The sequence below is a fragment of the Acinetobacter sp. CWB-G5 genome (genome assembly GCF_019209785.1).
Taxonomy (GTDB): Bacteria; Pseudomonadota; Gammaproteobacteria; order Pseudomonadales; family Moraxellaceae; genus Acinetobacter; species Acinetobacter johnsonii.
Genome location: NZ_JAHUTF010000017.1, coordinates 37,735 through 53,951, shown reverse-complemented (window position 1 = coordinate 53,951; position 16,217 = coordinate 37,735). Strand labels below are relative to the sequence as shown.

General features: G+C 34.0%; 15 protein-coding genes. 10 read left to right on the top strand and 5 right to left on the bottom strand.

Going from position 1 to position 16,217, the window contains the following annotated elements; genetic code table 11:
• Positions 1 to 266 precede the first annotated feature (266 nt).
• Positions 267 to 509 carry a transposase gene (locus KVY11_RS16150; protein WP_218289518.1) on the bottom strand — a complete coding sequence of 81 codons (243 nt, stop codon included), beginning with the start codon at positions 507 to 509 and terminating at the stop codon, positions 267 to 269.
• A gap of 117 nt (positions 510 to 626) precedes the next feature.
• Between KVY11_RS16150 and KVY11_RS16145 the strand changes: the two genes are divergently transcribed.
• Entirely contained in the window at positions 627 to 863 is a 237-nt protein-coding gene (locus tag KVY11_RS16145) for a helix-turn-helix transcriptional regulator (RefSeq protein WP_218289517.1), read from the top strand.
• Between the two features lie 42 nt (positions 864 to 905).
• Here the strand turns inward: KVY11_RS16145 and KVY11_RS16140 are convergent, their stop codons facing one another.
• The 4 genes from KVY11_RS16140 to KVY11_RS16125 are packed head-to-tail and all read right to left on the bottom strand — an operon-like array spanning position 906 to position 5,725.
• Positions 906 to 2,495: an SAVED domain-containing protein gene (locus KVY11_RS16140; protein ID WP_218289516.1), complete on the bottom strand. Its 1,590-nt coding sequence runs from the start codon at positions 2,493 to 2,495 to the stop codon at positions 906 to 908.
• A gap of 5 nt (positions 2,496 to 2,500) precedes the next feature.
• Complete coding sequence (locus KVY11_RS16135) at positions 2,501 to 2,974, bottom strand: Mov34/MPN/PAD-1 family protein (protein WP_218289515.1); 474 nt, start codon at positions 2,972 to 2,974, stop codon at positions 2,501 to 2,503.
• The gene (locus KVY11_RS16130) at positions 2,967 to 4,688 is read right to left on the bottom strand and encodes a ThiF family adenylyltransferase (RefSeq protein WP_218289514.1); all 1,722 of its coding nucleotides are present in this window, start codon (positions 4,686 to 4,688) and stop codon (positions 2,967 to 2,969) included. The genes KVY11_RS16135 and KVY11_RS16130 overlap by 8 nt, the downstream gene beginning before the upstream one ends.
• Positions 4,685 to 5,725 carry a nucleotidyltransferase gene (locus tag KVY11_RS16125; RefSeq protein WP_218289513.1) on the bottom strand — a complete coding sequence of 347 codons (1,041 nt, stop codon included), beginning with the start codon at positions 5,723 to 5,725 and terminating at the stop codon, positions 4,685 to 4,687. Before KVY11_RS16125 ends, KVY11_RS16130 begins: the two co-directional genes overlap by 4 nt.
• 621 nt (positions 5,726 to 6,346) lie before the next feature.
• On the opposite strand from KVY11_RS16125, the gene KVY11_RS16120 reads away from it, so the two are divergent.
• From KVY11_RS16120 to KVY11_RS16080, 9 genes are all read left to right on the top strand, one after another.
• Positions 6,347 to 7,225: a sce7726 family protein gene (locus tag KVY11_RS16120; protein ID WP_218289512.1), complete on the top strand. Its 879-nt coding sequence runs from the start codon at positions 6,347 to 6,349 to the stop codon at positions 7,223 to 7,225.
• A complete protein-coding gene (locus KVY11_RS16115) occupies positions 7,191 to 8,111 on the top strand; it encodes a sce7725 family protein (protein WP_218289511.1) in 921 nt (306 codons plus the stop codon). Before KVY11_RS16120 ends, KVY11_RS16115 begins: the two co-directional genes overlap by 35 nt.
• A gap of 1 nt (position 8,112) precedes the next feature.
• Positions 8,113 to 9,153, top strand: coding sequence for an RES family NAD+ phosphorylase (locus KVY11_RS16110; RefSeq protein ID WP_218289510.1), 1,041 nt, complete (start codon positions 8,113 to 8,115; stop codon positions 9,151 to 9,153).
• A 328-nt stretch (positions 9,154 to 9,481) separates the two neighbouring features.
• Positions 9,482 to 10,480, top strand: coding sequence for a hypothetical protein (locus tag KVY11_RS16105; RefSeq protein WP_218289509.1), 999 nt, complete (start codon positions 9,482 to 9,484; stop codon positions 10,478 to 10,480).
• A 134-nt stretch (positions 10,481 to 10,614) separates the two neighbouring features.
• A complete protein-coding gene (locus KVY11_RS16100; RefSeq protein WP_218289508.1) occupies positions 10,615 to 11,295 on the top strand; it encodes a hypothetical protein in 681 nt (226 codons plus the stop codon).
• A gap of 211 nt (positions 11,296 to 11,506) precedes the next feature.
• Positions 11,507 to 12,736, top strand: a complete 1,230-nt coding sequence (locus KVY11_RS16095) for an ABC-three component system protein (RefSeq protein ID WP_218289507.1) — start codon at positions 11,507 to 11,509, stop codon at positions 12,734 to 12,736.
• Positions 12,726 to 13,391 (top strand): ABC-three component system middle component 1, encoded by a 666-nt coding sequence (locus KVY11_RS16090; protein ID WP_218289506.1) that lies wholly within the window; start codon positions 12,726 to 12,728, stop codon positions 13,389 to 13,391. The genes KVY11_RS16095 and KVY11_RS16090 overlap by 11 nt, the downstream gene beginning before the upstream one ends.
• Positions 13,366 to 15,693: an AAA family ATPase gene (locus tag KVY11_RS16085; RefSeq protein ID WP_218289520.1), complete on the top strand. Its 2,328-nt coding sequence runs from the start codon at positions 13,366 to 13,368 to the stop codon at positions 15,691 to 15,693. The genes KVY11_RS16090 and KVY11_RS16085 overlap by 26 nt, the downstream gene beginning before the upstream one ends.
• Before the next feature lie 19 nt (positions 15,694 to 15,712).
• Positions 15,713 to 16,165 (top strand): 3'-5' exoribonuclease, encoded by a 453-nt coding sequence (locus tag KVY11_RS16080; RefSeq protein WP_218289505.1) that lies wholly within the window; start codon positions 15,713 to 15,715, stop codon positions 16,163 to 16,165.
• The last annotated feature ends 52 nt before the right edge of the window (positions 16,166 to 16,217 follow it).

The window sequence follows — 16,217 nt, the reverse complement described above, 5'->3', positions numbered from 1 at the left end:
TTGATTGTTAGTATGCAACATGAGAAGTTACCTTTATTGATTGAGATTCGACACCTTTAATCAAAATCGGTAACTTCTTCTTTTTCAAGCTCTGTGTCAGATTAAGTCGGAACTAATACATGTTAGGGCCTCATCAGATTTTTTGGAGAAGGTCAGGTTTCATAATCTCTTTGAAGAATCACATATCATGACAGTAGAAGCTATCTAAAATCCTTCGCATGTAAATTATCTTTGTAATAGACATTCGAGATTGAGATGAGAGAACCTCACATTTCTAGGCGTTTAGACAGTCTTTCTTCAGCATACATTTGTTTGAGAGCTAGATTTTCTTGTTCCAATTTATCTAAACGAATAAGAATTTGCTCATTAATATCTATATAACTTGCCTTCCAACGATAGAAAGTTGCCATACTGATTTTGTACTCTTCGCAAATTTGTTCGACAGTTGCACCTGCTAAATTCTTTTTAACAATATTGTTGATTTGAGCTACAGAAAATTTTTGCTTCACAATGAATTCCTAAACTATCGTTCACTAATTTTCCAAAGTAAAACTTAAGTAAACTGATAGGGTTAAATTTTAAATATCCTATTTTGGGATATTTTTGATTGTAACTGATATTGAGCCATGCGCTCAATACACGATCCTAGGTATCAACACCTAATTAAGAAACTTATAGAACTACGTGAGTCTAAGAATGTGACTCAGGTGGAGCTTGCACGTCGTTTAAATAAGCCCCAATCCTATGTTTCCAAAGTTGAGATCTTAGAAAGGCGACTAGATGTGATTGAATTAATGGACTGGCTAAAAGTATTGGAAACTGAAATTTCAGATTTTTGTACATTCTATGATTTTTCTAATTAAAAGGCTTAGATAATACTTCTAAGCCTTTTATAGCATCTATTTTTAAACAGATAATAGCTTATTCCCATGTTCCGTACTATTTATCCTTAGCACAGATTCTAAACCTGTTTTTTTATAGTCATAAACGATTATATCAGGATGATTTTTATCAATTCCTTGGCCAATAGCGACACATGCAGCATTTGGAGCAGTTATAAATAAGTGTACTCTTTCTATGCCATAATCACTCTTAAATTTATGAAGTAATTTTTGAATTTGTGCTGTGAGTTCTTTTACATTCAAGGGGTGTGGAATGCTTTTACTTCCCATATATTCAGGTAGTGTGGTTATTTCAATTATTTGATTATCAAATAAATTTGCTAATTCCTGTGCCTTTTTTAGAACTAAATCTACCTTCGCAGTTGCGTGAATACACAGAACAACTTCTTTCTTTTTTTTAAGTTTATCTAGGCCAATAATTTGATTAAATGGCTCTACCTTACTTTGGCTTGGCCATTCCCATTTTTGGCTATCTCTAAACTTTAACATGGGGATAAATTCGCCTTTATTCCCAAGTAATGCACCTAAACCAATTAAGGCAGGCATAGGACCAAATGCAAAAATGGCAGCTTTATGATGAGTAGTTCTTGTTTGGTGAATGATTTTTCCAGCCTCAATTTCAATATGTCGAATCATTTGCATATTGAATAGCTCTGTATCCATAGTGCTATCACATAGAGGAATAAGACATCCATTTACTCTATAGCGTAATGGTAGAAGGCTAGATGCAATTTCTTTTAGGTTAGGATTTGAGGCTGGTTGGCCATGAACAGGCCAAAGAACTGAATATACAGGAATCGGTTCAAAAGCAAGAGCATCTAAAAGCTGTTGAGCCATTACTTTATGGGTTTTTCTCATATTGTTTAAAATAAAGGAGTCATAATCACTTGGTGCTATTTTGTCAATTAGGCGATGATGTTTATCACATAAAAGTAGGACGTTATTAGGATCATCAGACAGGATTTCAGAAAGGAAAGGTAATCCTCTTTCACCATTGTTTGATGATGCAATATTATGTGCGTTATAAGCAAAATTTCCTTTTGATCCTGTTAATTGATCTATATCTAGATTCTCGCCACATCCTGTAAACATACAGCGACCATGGCTATCAATCATTAATTTAGTGATTGTTTTGCTTGTAAATTGTTTGCCCCGACCAATTTTTTTCTTATTACTATAAAAGTCTTTTATGAATTTTCTTTTTTCAGTTTTGTTTTTTAAAATTGCTGTAGCAAAGTTATACTTTTCCCAAAGTGAATTTATTGCTTCTATATTTGCAATGTCTTCAGTTGTCAAAGTTCTATCAGGAATCCCTCTCAGCTCAATAATAGCTTTAGAGCCAGAAATGTAATCCAGCAAGTTTAAAAATTCTTCTTCGCAGAGATTTGCTCGCATAATTGAGTAGATTTTTTCTTGCTTAATTAACAATATTAATAAATTTTGGTTTGATGTATTTCTGAAAAGTCCTATTCTTTCCCAAGTTAGTAAAGGTTTGATTCCATCAATATATGATTTAGCAGTTTGTAAGTCATCAAATGGTTCAAATTTACTTTGTAATAGTTCAAATTTAGGATCACAACTTATATCAGTCATTTGTTTTAAAACCTTAATATAGTAGAAATATGTAGATCGTTATCTTTTAAATAATAAATTTTGACTTCTTGAGTTCCAATGATAATAAAAAAAAGGTTTCTACCACTATTTCTCATTATGCATTTTCTCCAATCATCAATATCAATTGAAGAGGGGATTGGTATTTTCTGAGGATGGCTATGCCAAGTACCAAGATAGATTGATGTACCATTAGATTCTAGATACTTTTGATCTAGAAAGCTCTGATGATATGAATCTTTCATTACAAAGTTAAATCTGCTTCTTATATCTTGCTTTTGTGGTGTTGTAATATATTCTAATTGATAAGTTTTGGTATCTTGAAGTTGGCTTCCTATTAAGATTCCACATGCTTCATTAGATTTTGGTGATATTTGGCGATATTGATTCCATATTTCAGTAATTTCTAAAGATATATAAATAGTAGCATCATCTATATTAATACTTAGTTGTTCATTCATTACAAATATCACATTCTGGATTTAATAGTGGTGTGATTAGTAATGATTTTGAAAAGGCATAATAACGATCTGTTAATTTTAAATTTTCATTTAAAGCATCTAGATCAGAACCTTTCCAACTTACTTTTGAGGAATCTTTTACCTTTCCTTGTAAAAATTTTAAGGCCAAATCTGTAGCTATACTGGCGGTCTGAATGGCAGATAAGTTTGAATAGGGTAGAAAGGCATTACCACATCCTGAAAGATTCCTAGTTAAATCTTGATTCGGTTTTAAAAAATTAAGATTAGAAACTAAGCCTCTGCATAAATTTTCATTATCTATATAAGCACATCTTAAACATCCTTTTTGCTCGGGAATATCTAAAGCTGCATGTCCGCCAACCCCATAACCTTCTGTCCATACATTAATTACGGCTGTTTCTACATTATTCTTAATACAGTAATCATGAAATATCCGTTCTTTTGTTGGAGAACCTATAGCGATAATAACTAGATCAAATGAATTCAAAATAGAAACATCTCTAAGATTTAATAAACATCCCTTAACAGGCTTTATGTTGATCCAAGGATATTTTGTTGAAATTTTAACCTGCAGTCCTGTAGTTTTTTCCCAATTTAAGTAATCGATTGAAAGGTAATGCCTGTATGTATTTTCAATTGATATTGTATCTGAATCAACTAGCGTTAGGCTTCCTAGTCCACATGAAGCGAGCTGGTCTGCAATATATCCACCTACTGATCCACAGCCTACCAATAAGACTTTTTTCTTTTGTAGATCAGTAAAGGCACCACCACGGGGAATTAGACTTGATTTATCAAATAATTTAATCGAGCATGCTTCTATATTCCATTCAGTGAAGCTTTCTAGTCTAAGAGGAAGGGTCTTATTAACTTTATTTTTTTTATGCTGAAATTTCAATCCAAACCAAGATTTTCCTGATGGAGTGTCAATGTTGAATATTATCCAAAAAATATTCTTTCTAATTTGAGCAAAAGTAGTTAAGAAGTGGTGTTTTGTATCAGAATCTAATAATTCAATATGTTCTAAAAACCATACTGGAAGGTCTGATGCATTCCATGGAATAGTGGAAAGGTTCGGTAAAGGGAGAATGCAACCCAAATCAGGACTCTTTTTTCTTTGAGCTACTTGGATTTTAAAAAAAGGTTCTTTTGTTGCAAGATCATAATTTTCAGGGTGAACTAACACGCTACTTTTTAATCCATATTTCCCCTCTGGCGCATAAACTTTTAATTTACAAAATTCAGGTGAGTCTACTAGACAAAGAACATCATTAAATTTTGTATTATTTAAGCTATACCAACTGGCTAAGAACTCTCTTAAAAGCTCATTTTTGTTTTGAACTGGATCTGTTAAACATTTTGTAAGCAATTCAATATGCTTTTTTAATGAATCCTCAAATGCAAGGGTTGGGACTTCATAATTTACTGATACAGAGTCTGTGACATTCACACATATACTTGCTAAGTTGTAATCATTGAAAGATAAGGTATGGGCAAGTCTTGGAAATTGCTGTGGATCTTTTAAATAAAATGCGGGCATTGAAGTCAATTCATTAACTTTAATATGAATCAGTTTAAGTTCGTAACACCCAATAGTTACACTAACTTCTATTGTATCTAGAGTTAGTAGTTCAGCTGTAGATACTGAGTATCCACAGCTTTGTAGATGCTGAATTATTATCTGATAGTTCATGCGCCTTGAGAAGTTCCTACAGACCCAGCTGAAGAAAATACAACTTTAGCTGCTTCATTTTTTGAATTATTTTTAGTTCCTTCAGGAAAATCTTCACCAAATATTTCTCTTAATAGGTCACATTGTTTGGCTTCATCTGTTTCATCAATGACTTGTTGTAATTTATTTCTCAATGTAGATAGCTTATTTTTTAATTGAGTTCCTGTATCTATACTACTACCAGAGAAAATATCTCTGTATGGTGATACGGGTAAATCAACTTTTACTTTCCATTGACTGTCGTTTTGGTATAAAAAGTAATTTGACTGATCTAGTATTTGATCGATAGTTTTTTTCAAAGCTTCTAGATCATTTTCAAGGCCTTCATCATTAATTGAGCTTTGAAACTTTTCCTTGAGCATTACAGTAAGACCGATTGAAAAAACCTTTCGGCAGGTATCCTCATGGAATTTGATGTTTCTCCATCTTTTTATATATCTAGTTAATCGCTTAAATTGCTGAAGTTTCTGTGTTTCATAAATGCCAGAGCCATCTTTAGCATTGATCCAATCAATTAATCCTTTGGGATCTGAATCAGACCACTCTTTATTATTTTCATCAGAATTTTTCTTGCCCACAGCTAATTTGTAATAACCGCTCTCCGATTTACTATAAATAGGGATATCAATGTGTAAATCCTCATTTTTATAGTCAGCAGTTACACAGGGTTTTTTTATTTTAGCATTCTTAAAACCTCTATTTTCTAGAATTTCTAAGACAACTTTCTTCGGTATAGTTGGATCAACAGGAGCATCATTTTCGTTGATGACAATCGCTCTATCTATATCAAAGTCTTTCCCTTTTTCTTTGATCGCTGTGCTAGTGGCTAAAGAACCTTGAATGAAATCCTCTTGGACGGGATACCCATTTTCTTTAAATTTTTTGCGAATGTCTTCTGTAATGCTATCGTCTTTTTGACGTGCATTATTATATTCGCTGCTTTGACGAGTTATGTAGATATTGCTGTTGAATGTTGAAAATTTACTTTGTAGTCCCATTTTTACCTTCTAAATTGATTATTCACTATGAAATTGATTTTCTATTTGCTTGTTCTAAGCACAATTGTCCCTTAGACAGAATTAGCTAAACTTTTATATTCAATTTCAGATTTAAAGTAATTTATTATTAAGTTTCCCAATAAGAAACCTAGACGTCACGCGACACATAAGTTGTCATTTTCCATTTCAGAAATTCAAAAGCTTAGCGATTCTTGCGACATATAATGACAATTTCAGCGACACAACTATTGTCATTTTTGGAGTTTTGCGACACATAAGCTGTCATTTCCTGAAAATCATATGTTAAGTTCTCTGTTTATGATTGGGAGAGGGGTCTTCTTCTTCCAGACACCTATTTTAAAAAACTATCTCGGGCCCCTACAGACTCTAAAGTCTCACAACGAGTCTACTCATTATCCAGATTTGTGATACCAATCAATACATTCTGCCTATGGGGGAACTTAGATTGAGTCTATTTAATAAGGTGAGGTTTAGCGTAAGTTAACAACTGGTTAGAGTCTTATTTTGGCTTGAATTTTTTTTACGGGATGACTTCCAAATGTTTAGGGTTTATCATTTCAATAGAGTAGTTAGTGAGGCACCATCAGTGGTTGGCAATCAATGAGTTTGGATAATAGGGCTATTGCTAAAGTATTTAATAGCAACGTTCTTAATGAAATTTCTAATGGTAATTTTTCTTATATTGAAAAAGTTGCCAGTAGATACTTTTGCTTTGATGATCAAATTTCACTTAGGGATTTTTACCAACATGCGTTTAGCTATTTGCAAACTCACTATCAAAATGAATATTACTATAAGAGTTTAATCGTAAAAAAAATATTACTGGGTAGACACTCTCTAAATACTGCAACAATGTTGACGGAATTTAGAGTTGGCGTAAATAAGGCAGATTGTGTCATTTTGAATGGCAAGTCGACTTGTTATGAGATTAAAACAGACTATGACTCGTTAGCTAGGCTAGCAGATCAATTAGAGTCGTATACACAACTTTTTGATGAGGTATATGTCGTTTGCTCTCCTAAGTTTCAGCAGGCAGTATTAGAATTGGCGCCATTGGGGGTTGGGGTTTTAGAACTTACTGATAGGCACACCCTCAAAATGGTGCGTAAAGCACAAAATAGAACCCACCCAATAAATAAAACGCTATTAATGCAGTCTTTGAGACAACATGAGTATAAAGAGTTGGCAGAACTGTTAGCTGGTGAGCAAATTAGCTTACCTAATACTTTGTTGTATCATGGATGCCTCTCAGTGATTGAGAGTGTTACTGATGATAAAACATTGAGCAATAAATATATTAAAATTCTAAAAAAATCTAGGAAAAATAATGATAAACTGATCAACAACTTGCCAAACTCTTTAGCAAATGCAGCTATTAGTTATAGATTCAGAAAAAGTGAAATGGATGCATTGATAAAGTACTTTAATAAGAATGAGGGGTTGTATGTATTATCCGATCTTGAGAGGAAAGCTCAATGAGTTTTTAGCTTTGAGAGAGCTAGCATCTCTTTCATTGCAAGATCATTTTTGCCCTGTTATTGAGCCTGTTCGAGAAGACTTATCGGCACTTAGACGAGCAGTTTTAGAGCTAAATACCAATAATATTAAGCCGCTTATTATTATTAATCCTGTTATTGGTGAGTTTAAGGGGCAATTTTCAAATATTACTAATAGTTTAAATCATGGTTCTGATCTGCAATACATCCCATGTTTTATTTTGCATGATAGTATTGATGGGGTACCTTCAGAGGTTAAAGCGCTGGGAGAGTATGCGCTATTTGTTACTAGAGGAATTGATCAACAGGTAATTCAAGAGTCAAAAGAGGCTGTACTTACATTTGTTAATCATGATATTGCCCCTAACGTATTGAAACTACTGCATAAGGTGGTGTTATGTGGTGATTTCTTTAGAAGTCAGTTGCGGAATGCTGACTATCCTGAAGAGTCTTCTTTTTCAGCGTTGCATACATACTATAAAGGATATCAAAATTCGGTCGTAGGCTTTAGTGACTACACAATTACTGGACAAGACTTTTTAGAGTCTGGTGGACCGGCCTATGTGGTAACGATACACGTTTCTTATATTGATCCTAAACGGTTTAATGAAATTTTTATTAGACATTACTTATCTTATGAGGATGGAACTCCTGCACAACCTGGAGCCAAATTTTTAAGTGCATTACAACTTTTAATTAAAGATATTGAAAGTCGATCAGTTCCTTTTGTTAACACTACAGCGCTTTCGGAACTGGTAGCATTAAATATTAAACGACATTTCCCTGGTTTGGGACAAGTTAAAAAGATATGTATTAAGCATCATATAGAAACCCTTGTTGATTATTTGAATAATGAGGAAGGTTTTTAGAATGAGTGTTTGTTGTGCTAACTGCTTTAATGATAATCAACTAAAGCATTTTATTTTAAATGAATGTCATGGTGAGGCTTTAAGCCGATGTTCTTTTTGTCGAAGTGAGGGCGTGCAGTTAATAGATACGGGGCTTCTTACTGAGCACTTTGAAACATTAGCAAAAGCCTTTGATGTGGTTGAGTCTGATGGCTTAAGCTTGGTTGATGCATTACAGCAACATTTTTCAATATTTAATGAAAGGATAAGTGATAAAAATACACTGTTAAATCATATATTTAAAGATAATAAAAAATTACTAAGTAATCAATATAAATATTCTTATACTGATTTATGTACATCTGGGTGGACTTCTTTTAAGGATGAAATTGTTGAGCTCAATAGATTCTTTCCCCAAACACATATATATAAAGAAATTTTCTCTAAAGGGAATGGTTCTAGAGTTTTCTTTGAGTTAACTGAAACACTACTTTCTACATATAGCCAAGGGGATACCCTTTTTAGAGCTAGATTATCCGAGACCATGCTTAAAGCATCGGAAATGGGAAAGCCACCAGTAAACCTAACTGCTGCAGGGAGAGCTAATCCTGTTGGGATACCTTATTTATATTTGGCAAATAATATTGATACATGTATTGCTGAAGTTAGACCAAGTAAAGGGGCTAAGATTAGCATTGCGACTTTTAGGTTGAAAAAGCAGATAAAACTTCTGGATTTAACAAATCCCAGAGAGCGTGCAACCTTTCTTTTTTTTAATGATACCGAGTTGAAAGAGGCGCTAGATTATACGGCATTATTAGAAAAGTTTTCCTATGAGTTGTCTCTGCCAGTTTTACCTGCAAGAACCAATCTAGATTATATCCCTACTCAATTTATTTGCGAGTTCTTTAAAGCTGTTTGCGGATATGCAGGAGTGATATTTAAAAGCTCATTTGGCTTTGGAGATAATATCGTTTTATTTAATGATGAGGATGTTTCCTGTGAGAAGGTTATGCAATATCAGATTTCAGAAGTTATTAGTAAGTATGGCTGTATCAACTAAGTAGGTTCCTTTTAATAACTGCTAATCTAATTGATGATAATCACTATATTATGAGCATTTGTATCTAAAGTCCTAAGAATTATAAGACTCATTAAATAAAGGTAACTTAGCATACTGAATTGATAATAAGAATTATAATTTTTTAACAGTGATAAAGTTAACTTAGTATATCTTGAATATTTATACCACGACATGTCTTGTCGCTAGAAGTTCGTATAAAATTTTAACAGTATTGTAGAAGAATATCAAAATAGTATTAAATATAGGAACTAATAAGGTGAAATTATACATTTTTAAATTTTGAGTTGTATATGGTTGAGATAATTTTATGAATAGAGGTTATTTTGATATTTTAAAAAGCTTTCCAGGATATCAAGATTCAGAGAAGTATTGGCATATAACTATTGATAGATCAGACTTTTTTTGGTATGACTTGGTTGTTGATTCTCCAGGTGGATATTATAGTAAGGATGAGATTAAAAAATATTTAGATAACTTTAGAAAGCAGGTTGAGTCTGTAAACAAGAAACGTTTTATTTATTTATTCACCTCTAGAAAAAAAGTACGTTTCAATACTGCTAAGCAACCAAGATTTACCATCTTTGGTAATAAATTGATAATTCACTTATTAATTGGAAGTGGAAAAAAGAGAAAAATTATTCGATCTTTTCCAAAAGGTGAAAGACCGAAAGTCTATGTTGATAGTAAGTTCATTTATTTTGAAGGATCTAACTATTCAACAATATGCACAGTTCATGATTTTCTTCGCCTAAATAATATCCCATTAGGTTTGACTAGTGAGGTACATTACGTTGGGCTGACAGAAGATCCAGCTCAACGAACGTTGAATCGAGAACATCGTGGTTATGCAGATATGTTGTATTTTGCTCCAACATCAGAAAATGATATTTTTCTAACTGTAAATACATGTAAGGTTCTATCACATGCACGTTTGGGAAATAGTATGTTGAATATAGTCTCAACCAATTCAATGATTGATGACATTCCTTTGGCTGAAGAAGGATCTATTATTGAAAAAGCGATGATTCATTATTTTGATACTAAGTGCCAAGAAATAGGTAAAAAAAAGGATTGGGGGGAATTTAGAAACTTGTTGCGTGAGACAATGAGAGCAAAGAATATCAATTCATTATCAATGCATATTGAGATGAATAACCCTTCTGAATACGATATCCTCGGTTCAAGAAAAGTTGAGCCAAGCTTATCCCATTCGTTTGCTTGGGTACTTGAGAATGATGAGCCTAAACTTATAAAATTTGAATCTGAAATTGATATTCTTAAATACCATGGTGATTTTTTTGAATGAAATTGGAATCTTTAATAAATTCTCATAAGGCTTTAGATAACTGAAGAGTGTATTAATATGTCTAGAATAATAAGCTCTTTAAGTTTTTTATTTTAAATATATGATCTACTCAATTAGTTCAAGGTATGTTAAATATGTTTCTGCCTTTGTCAGCATGGATTGATCGCAGACAGCCGATTTCTCAGCGTTTCTATAAATCTGGTCATATTGATGTACCGAAAGATGATTGGAATGTTTGGCTTTCAATTGAGGAGGTTGCCCCCCTTTATCTTGCCAACGAAATGCAGTGGTTAAGCTTAAAAGACTCAAGGGAAAATACATCGCAGTACCTAGAAGCTGCAAGTGAATTGATATCTGGGTTAGATGGGGGCTGGTTGGATAAATGGGAACAAGAGCAGATTTTAAAGCATCTTGGGAGGCCTCCTTTGCCATCATTACCAATTTATTTAATTTCTTGCTTGGATGATTCTGGAGAGGAGCTCGTATATGTTGGGAAGACAAAGAATGTATCTAGGTTTAATGGTGGACATTCTGCAGCTTTAAAACTGCATGCTCCAGAATACAGTCAAAAGCAAAAGAAAATATATAGAAGTACAGTATGGTTTCATGATGATGAGGAATATATTTCTCTTGATTGGATTCAACCAGAGGCCTTAGCTCATGAACTTTTAGATAGTATTGAATCTCATCTTATATATCGATTCCAACCAGCTTTAAATATAGAAAAAAAGAAAAAACCAACAGCGAAATGGGAGTTTTATGTTCATATTCAGAATTTTCAAGAGGGGGCATTTCTGAATGATAATTTTGTATAGAGTGCCATCGTGATTGTTTAATTTATAATTTTGATATACAACATTATATTCTAGAGTTGTATTGCTACAATCTGTCTAAGATGGCGAATCGCTCATTTGACTAAGGAACTTAAATCCTTATGTAGACTGGTTATTGTCGGTCAAAAGGTATCTGCATCTTATAGTTAATAGTGTTTTTCAGAATTTTTATCACAATGCGAATGGAGTCGAAGTGAGCGAAGTAGAAGAACAGTATCCGCATAGTGCGATCTCATCTTGGAGTGGTTTTGTATATCAAGGGAAAGTTGCCTTATATCACTGCCTTAAATTGATACAACAAGGAGAGATTGATTTTGAGCTTCAGCTTGACAGTACTGATGACTTTGCGATTTATAGGAACGGAGCACTAGATAGTTCTCATCAAGTTAAGGCAAAGATTGGAAAATATCGTTCGAATTATCAAGAAGCATTGGAAAAATCAGCAAAGATAGAGCTAGATCGTACTAAGGGTAGTGCTCGCTACTTCCATATATCGGTATCCATTTCTGATACAAGTGATTACATAGATGCTAATGGTGAGGTCGTAAAATTTTATTTATATGGTAATGATAAATATTGTAGTTTGGCTGATATTGAGTATCTAACAAAAGTAATTATTACCAATATAAGTACAAAAAACGGGATTGAATTAACCGAAAAATTATTACATCAGATTTACTGCTTACTATCGGAAAGAATAAGTTCTAAAGCTGTAGAAATTCATAAGAAGATACAGGTTGATGGGGATTCAGAGCGTAAAGCTGCATATTCTGATCGGATTCAAGGACAAAATATTTTAGATGAAATTATTAAGGGCAGTCCTTATAACGATAGAGATTATTATGCAATGGACCTTAAATTTAGACTTCAGGAGTATCTTGAGGAACGACTGGATCAGTTTCTACCGAGCATGTCGGACTTAGATTATCAAAGGGCACGAGAGCTTTATGATCATATTCGTATGACTTCTAAGTATGAGTTAAAACAGTTATGTCAACTTATGAAACCTTCTGAGCGCTTTAATAGTATTCAAAAGAATGATATCAGAAAGTATATGGGATTAATTCAAGCAATAGGGATAGAGCCTATATTTGATAAAGTGCCACATTATTTGTGCAACCAAAGTAAGTTTTATATTCCTACTGCCATTGACCTCCCAGAAATCGAAGAAAACTCATATTGTGCTTCAGATATTCAAAGTGAAATGAGTAGTAATGAAGACTTACTTGAACTTCTTTACGAGTACAATAATCTTATCGCGTATAGGGCTAAAGAGTCATTCTTTGTAAATACTAGGTACACAGTCAACGCAGATTATTCCGATCCTGATAAACAAGAAAAATCAGATAGCCATATAACCAAAATGCTAAGCATTAGCATTCTAACCAAGGAAGATGCAGAGGCTCGCTTAAATGATTATTGAACTTATTGACGAAGCTTTAATTGCGCATCAATTTATAAAGGAATTCGAACTTGAAAGCACACATTTTTACAAAAGAGAGGTCGGGAGTGCAGTTCGCTTTGCCATACTTCATAAGCTTGAAGCACTTTGTACTCCTAAAGAGCTCCATGCGATAGTTAATCAAGCAACACCTGATAGTTTTAAAACAGATTCTGCTTTCAAGAAGAATTGTGACTTAATCTGCATTTATCATGTCAAGCAGCTTTCCGAGTTCAAGGCCCTTGAAGAAAAAATATTTGCTTTGGAAGAAGATCCACATTACTTCAAAAAATATGTTCTCTATTACAGCGATGCTGAAGAGCATGCGCTGAATGGGCAATCTTATGAAGCACTGAGAGCGGTTATTGCTGATAAAGAGTTATTCAAAGCATACAAGGAGAAGCCATTAACGGCCACTCACTTTAGTGCTGCAGCTAAGATATTTATCAAATTACCTTTCCTTGAGTTACCATTTAGCAAAAGAGAATTGGTTCCTCTACGTTTACAGGCAGAGGGCGCTGTCAGTGAAGTGGGTCTTGCTAATATATACCAAGCTATTCAGAAACTTAGTGATAATAACATTGATGATTTAATCAAGGAAATGATACGTGATGAACTGGCAAATATCCAAGATTGAAGTTTCTAGTTTTAAAGCATTCAAGAATATTTTTTTAGATTTTGAAAATTCATCGTTGGTGATCTTAGATGGTCCTAATGGTTTTGGTAAGACAAGTATATTTGATGCTATTGAATTATTACTTACTGGACAAATCAAACGGATTAATGATCTCTTTTCAAAGGTGATGACTAAAAAAAAGCAGAATTATGAGGATAATCTGTTTTGGAATACTCGATCAGGTGAGAAGGATTTATTCATCAAAATTGAGTTTTTTAACTCGGAGCAGAAGATTACACTAGCGAGGTACGCATCAGCTCCAACGTTGAAACAAAAGACTCTTAATCGGGCGGATAGTTTTTCGCAATTTGGGCTTTATGAGTTACCTGATTTCTCTTCGACAGATTTTTCTTCTGAAAATTCACGTAATAATGAATATATCGAGAAGCTATTTGGTAAAAATTTTAAAGAAAATTTTTGCTTTCTCAACTATCTAGAGCAAGGACAAAATCAACTTTTACATACGAGAGTTGATGAAAGAAAGGATGCTTTAGGCACCTTGTTTAACATAACAGATATCACGACAGAGATTGATAACTGTAAAGTACTTGAGCGTAGATTTGCTAAATACCTTGGTGATCCAGACCGGAAATCCAAAGAGACAGAATTAATCTCTGAGAGTGAATCACATAGATCCATTGCCCAAGCTGATTTGGGAAATATGGAATATAAAAAGCTGTCCAATGTTGAATTACAACCGAATTGGGATAAAGAAAATATATTTCCAACCTACTCCTCAGAAATCCTTGAGCAATGTTTAGCGTCTGTACAAAAACTTAAAGAGCTTTTGTTTCTTAAGGGAGCTATACAAATTAGAGATCAGAATGAACGTATTGAAACTTATATAGAACAGAATAAAACTCTTCTTCATAGCGTGGCTCTATTTGGAAGTGACATATATAAGCTAGATACTTTAGATCAGGTTCGCAAAGAGTTGACTCAACTGACAGCGGCTAAGACTACTCTCCAACGAGGTGTGATAGCTATAAATATCGAGGAGGCAAACGCTCTTCCTGGTTGGGATGCTGAGCGACTAAAGTGGTTTGAAATACAAATTGCTTTGCGTAATGAGCTACAACAAAAGAGTCAAATCAATACCAGTGTTTTGGCTGATTTAGTTCGCTTAAAGGCTAAGTTACTTGAAGAGCATAGTAAGTTATATCCTAATGATTCAATGTGCCCCCTTTGTGGGGCTGACTGGCAGCTGCAGCAAACTATGCTGGATGCAATTGAAGATAGATCAAAAAAAATAGCCAATACCTTGAGTGCTGATGAAAAAGCTCTAGTAAGTATTACAACGATGATGGATAACGAATTAGTGCCACTAGCTGCTGATATTCAGCATCGAGAAGCGGAACTAATGAAAGGTTATAATGGGACGCTTCATCTTGCCTTAGAAAGTCAAAGAGTTCGTTTAGATAGTATTACAAAGATAGTTGAGCGACTTAAGACTACTGGTAACATAATTAATTACCAGTATTCTGAAAGCAACGAAATTGTTGACGCGCGTTTGCTAGACTTGGTCACTCTGATACGTGACAAAAAGAGTATAGAGACCGAAGCATTGCCTGATGATTGGCGACAGATTATCAACTCCACCCTTAAAACAATAGAAGATTTCTACAATTTAGAGGAAAAAGATTTAGCAGATAAATTGCTATATATTAGGATTAAGGGTAATGAAGCTAAGAGTAAGAGGCTTCAACAGTCGTTGGAGTCTTTGCGCAAAATTCAACAAGAGAATGGTGCAGCAAAACGGGCTAGTGAAAAGGTTAAGAAGTTACGTAATACACTTGAAAGTGTTGAACGAACCTATGCAGATCACACTATTTCAGAAATTGAGTTGATATTTCATATCTATAGTGGGAGACTCATTCAGAATTACCAACGAGGTCTTGGACTGTTCATTGAAAGTGGTGACGGGAAACAACTAAGATTTCTTACTGCTGAAAAATCTGAGCATGATGCTATCCTCTCTATGAGTTCAGGACAGATATCTGCTCTGAGTCTGGCTTTTTTTCTGTCGCTCAATAAAGTTTATGCTGATACTCCTCTTATTCTAGTGGATGATCCATCTCAATCTTTGGATGAAGTAAACATAGCTTCATTGACGGACTTACTCCGATGTGAGTTACGGAATTCACAACTTCTCTTATCTTCACATGAAGAGGATATTTCATCATATATGAGATATCGGTTTATTAAAGCTGGATTGAAAACTTGTTCGTTAAATATGCAAAGTTTAGCAAAGGAAAAACTTTAGCTCAATTATGTGGTGATAAATGAATCTTTTCTTAGATTGTGAATTTAACGGCTGGCATGATCAAGGTACTGGTGAACTAATTTCATTAGGCTTGGTATCCACTGATGGTAAATATGAGTTTTATGAGACAGTTGGATGCAAAAATCCAAGCCCCTTTGTTTTACAACATGTCATGCCACTTTTAGGGCAATCCATCATTCCCATGTGGGAGTTGGCTGATAAGCTGTGTAGTTTCTTATGGGAAGTGAATAATCAAGAGGAGGGCTGCATCACGATCGTGGCTGATTACCCTTCAGATATAGAGTTGTTTAACCGTATTTTGCTATTGGGACAGGGGCAATGTATCAACGTGCCAGTATTAGGCTTTTTGCTCGATTTATCACTTAGTACAAAAAATTCCACAATTCCTCATAATGCATTAGCAGATGCTAGAGCTTTGAGCCAAGATTATGCATCAAAGTATCTTCAGTAAGTTTTAAAATAAGTGTGCATTGGCATACATATCCAATGCAAACTTAATTCGT

Bases quoted from the DNA above. Each gene is read 5' to 3' on its own strand.
- KVY11_RS16120 (WP_218289512.1), top strand. From the start codon at position 6,347: ATGAGTTTGGATAATAGGGCTATTGCTAAAGTATTTAATAGCAACGTT.
- KVY11_RS16080 (WP_218289505.1), top strand. From the start codon at position 15,713: ATGAATCTTTTCTTAGATTGTGAATTTAACGGCTGGCATGATCAAGGT.
- KVY11_RS16145 (WP_218289517.1), top strand. From the start codon at position 627: ATGCGCTCAATACACGATCCTAGGTATCAACACCTAATTAAGAAACTT.
- KVY11_RS16140 (WP_218289516.1), bottom strand. From the start codon at position 2,495: ATGACTGATATAAGTTGTGATCCTAAATTTGAACTATTACAAAGTAAA.
- KVY11_RS16090 (WP_218289506.1), top strand. From the start codon at position 12,726: ATGATTATTGAACTTATTGACGAAGCTTTAATTGCGCATCAATTTATA.
- KVY11_RS16115 (WP_218289511.1), top strand. From the start codon at position 7,191: ATGTATTATCCGATCTTGAGAGGAAAGCTCAATGAGTTTTTAGCTTTG.
- KVY11_RS16100 (WP_218289508.1), top strand. From the start codon at position 10,615: ATGTTTCTGCCTTTGTCAGCATGGATTGATCGCAGACAGCCGATTTCT.
- KVY11_RS16130 (WP_218289514.1), bottom strand. From the start codon at position 4,688: ATGAACTATCAGATAATAATTCAGCATCTACAAAGCTGTGGATACTCA.
- KVY11_RS16125 (WP_218289513.1), bottom strand. From the start codon at position 5,725: ATGGGACTACAAAGTAAATTTTCAACATTCAACAGCAATATCTACATA.
- KVY11_RS16135 (WP_218289515.1), bottom strand. From the start codon at position 2,974: ATGAATGAACAACTAAGTATTAATATAGATGATGCTACTATTTATATA.
- KVY11_RS16105 (WP_218289509.1), top strand. From the start codon at position 9,482: ATGAATAGAGGTTATTTTGATATTTTAAAAAGCTTTCCAGGATATCAA.
- KVY11_RS16085 (WP_218289520.1), top strand. From the start codon at position 13,366: ATGAACTGGCAAATATCCAAGATTGAAGTTTCTAGTTTTAAAGCATTC.
- KVY11_RS16110 (WP_218289510.1), top strand. From the start codon at position 8,113: ATGAGTGTTTGTTGTGCTAACTGCTTTAATGATAATCAACTAAAGCAT.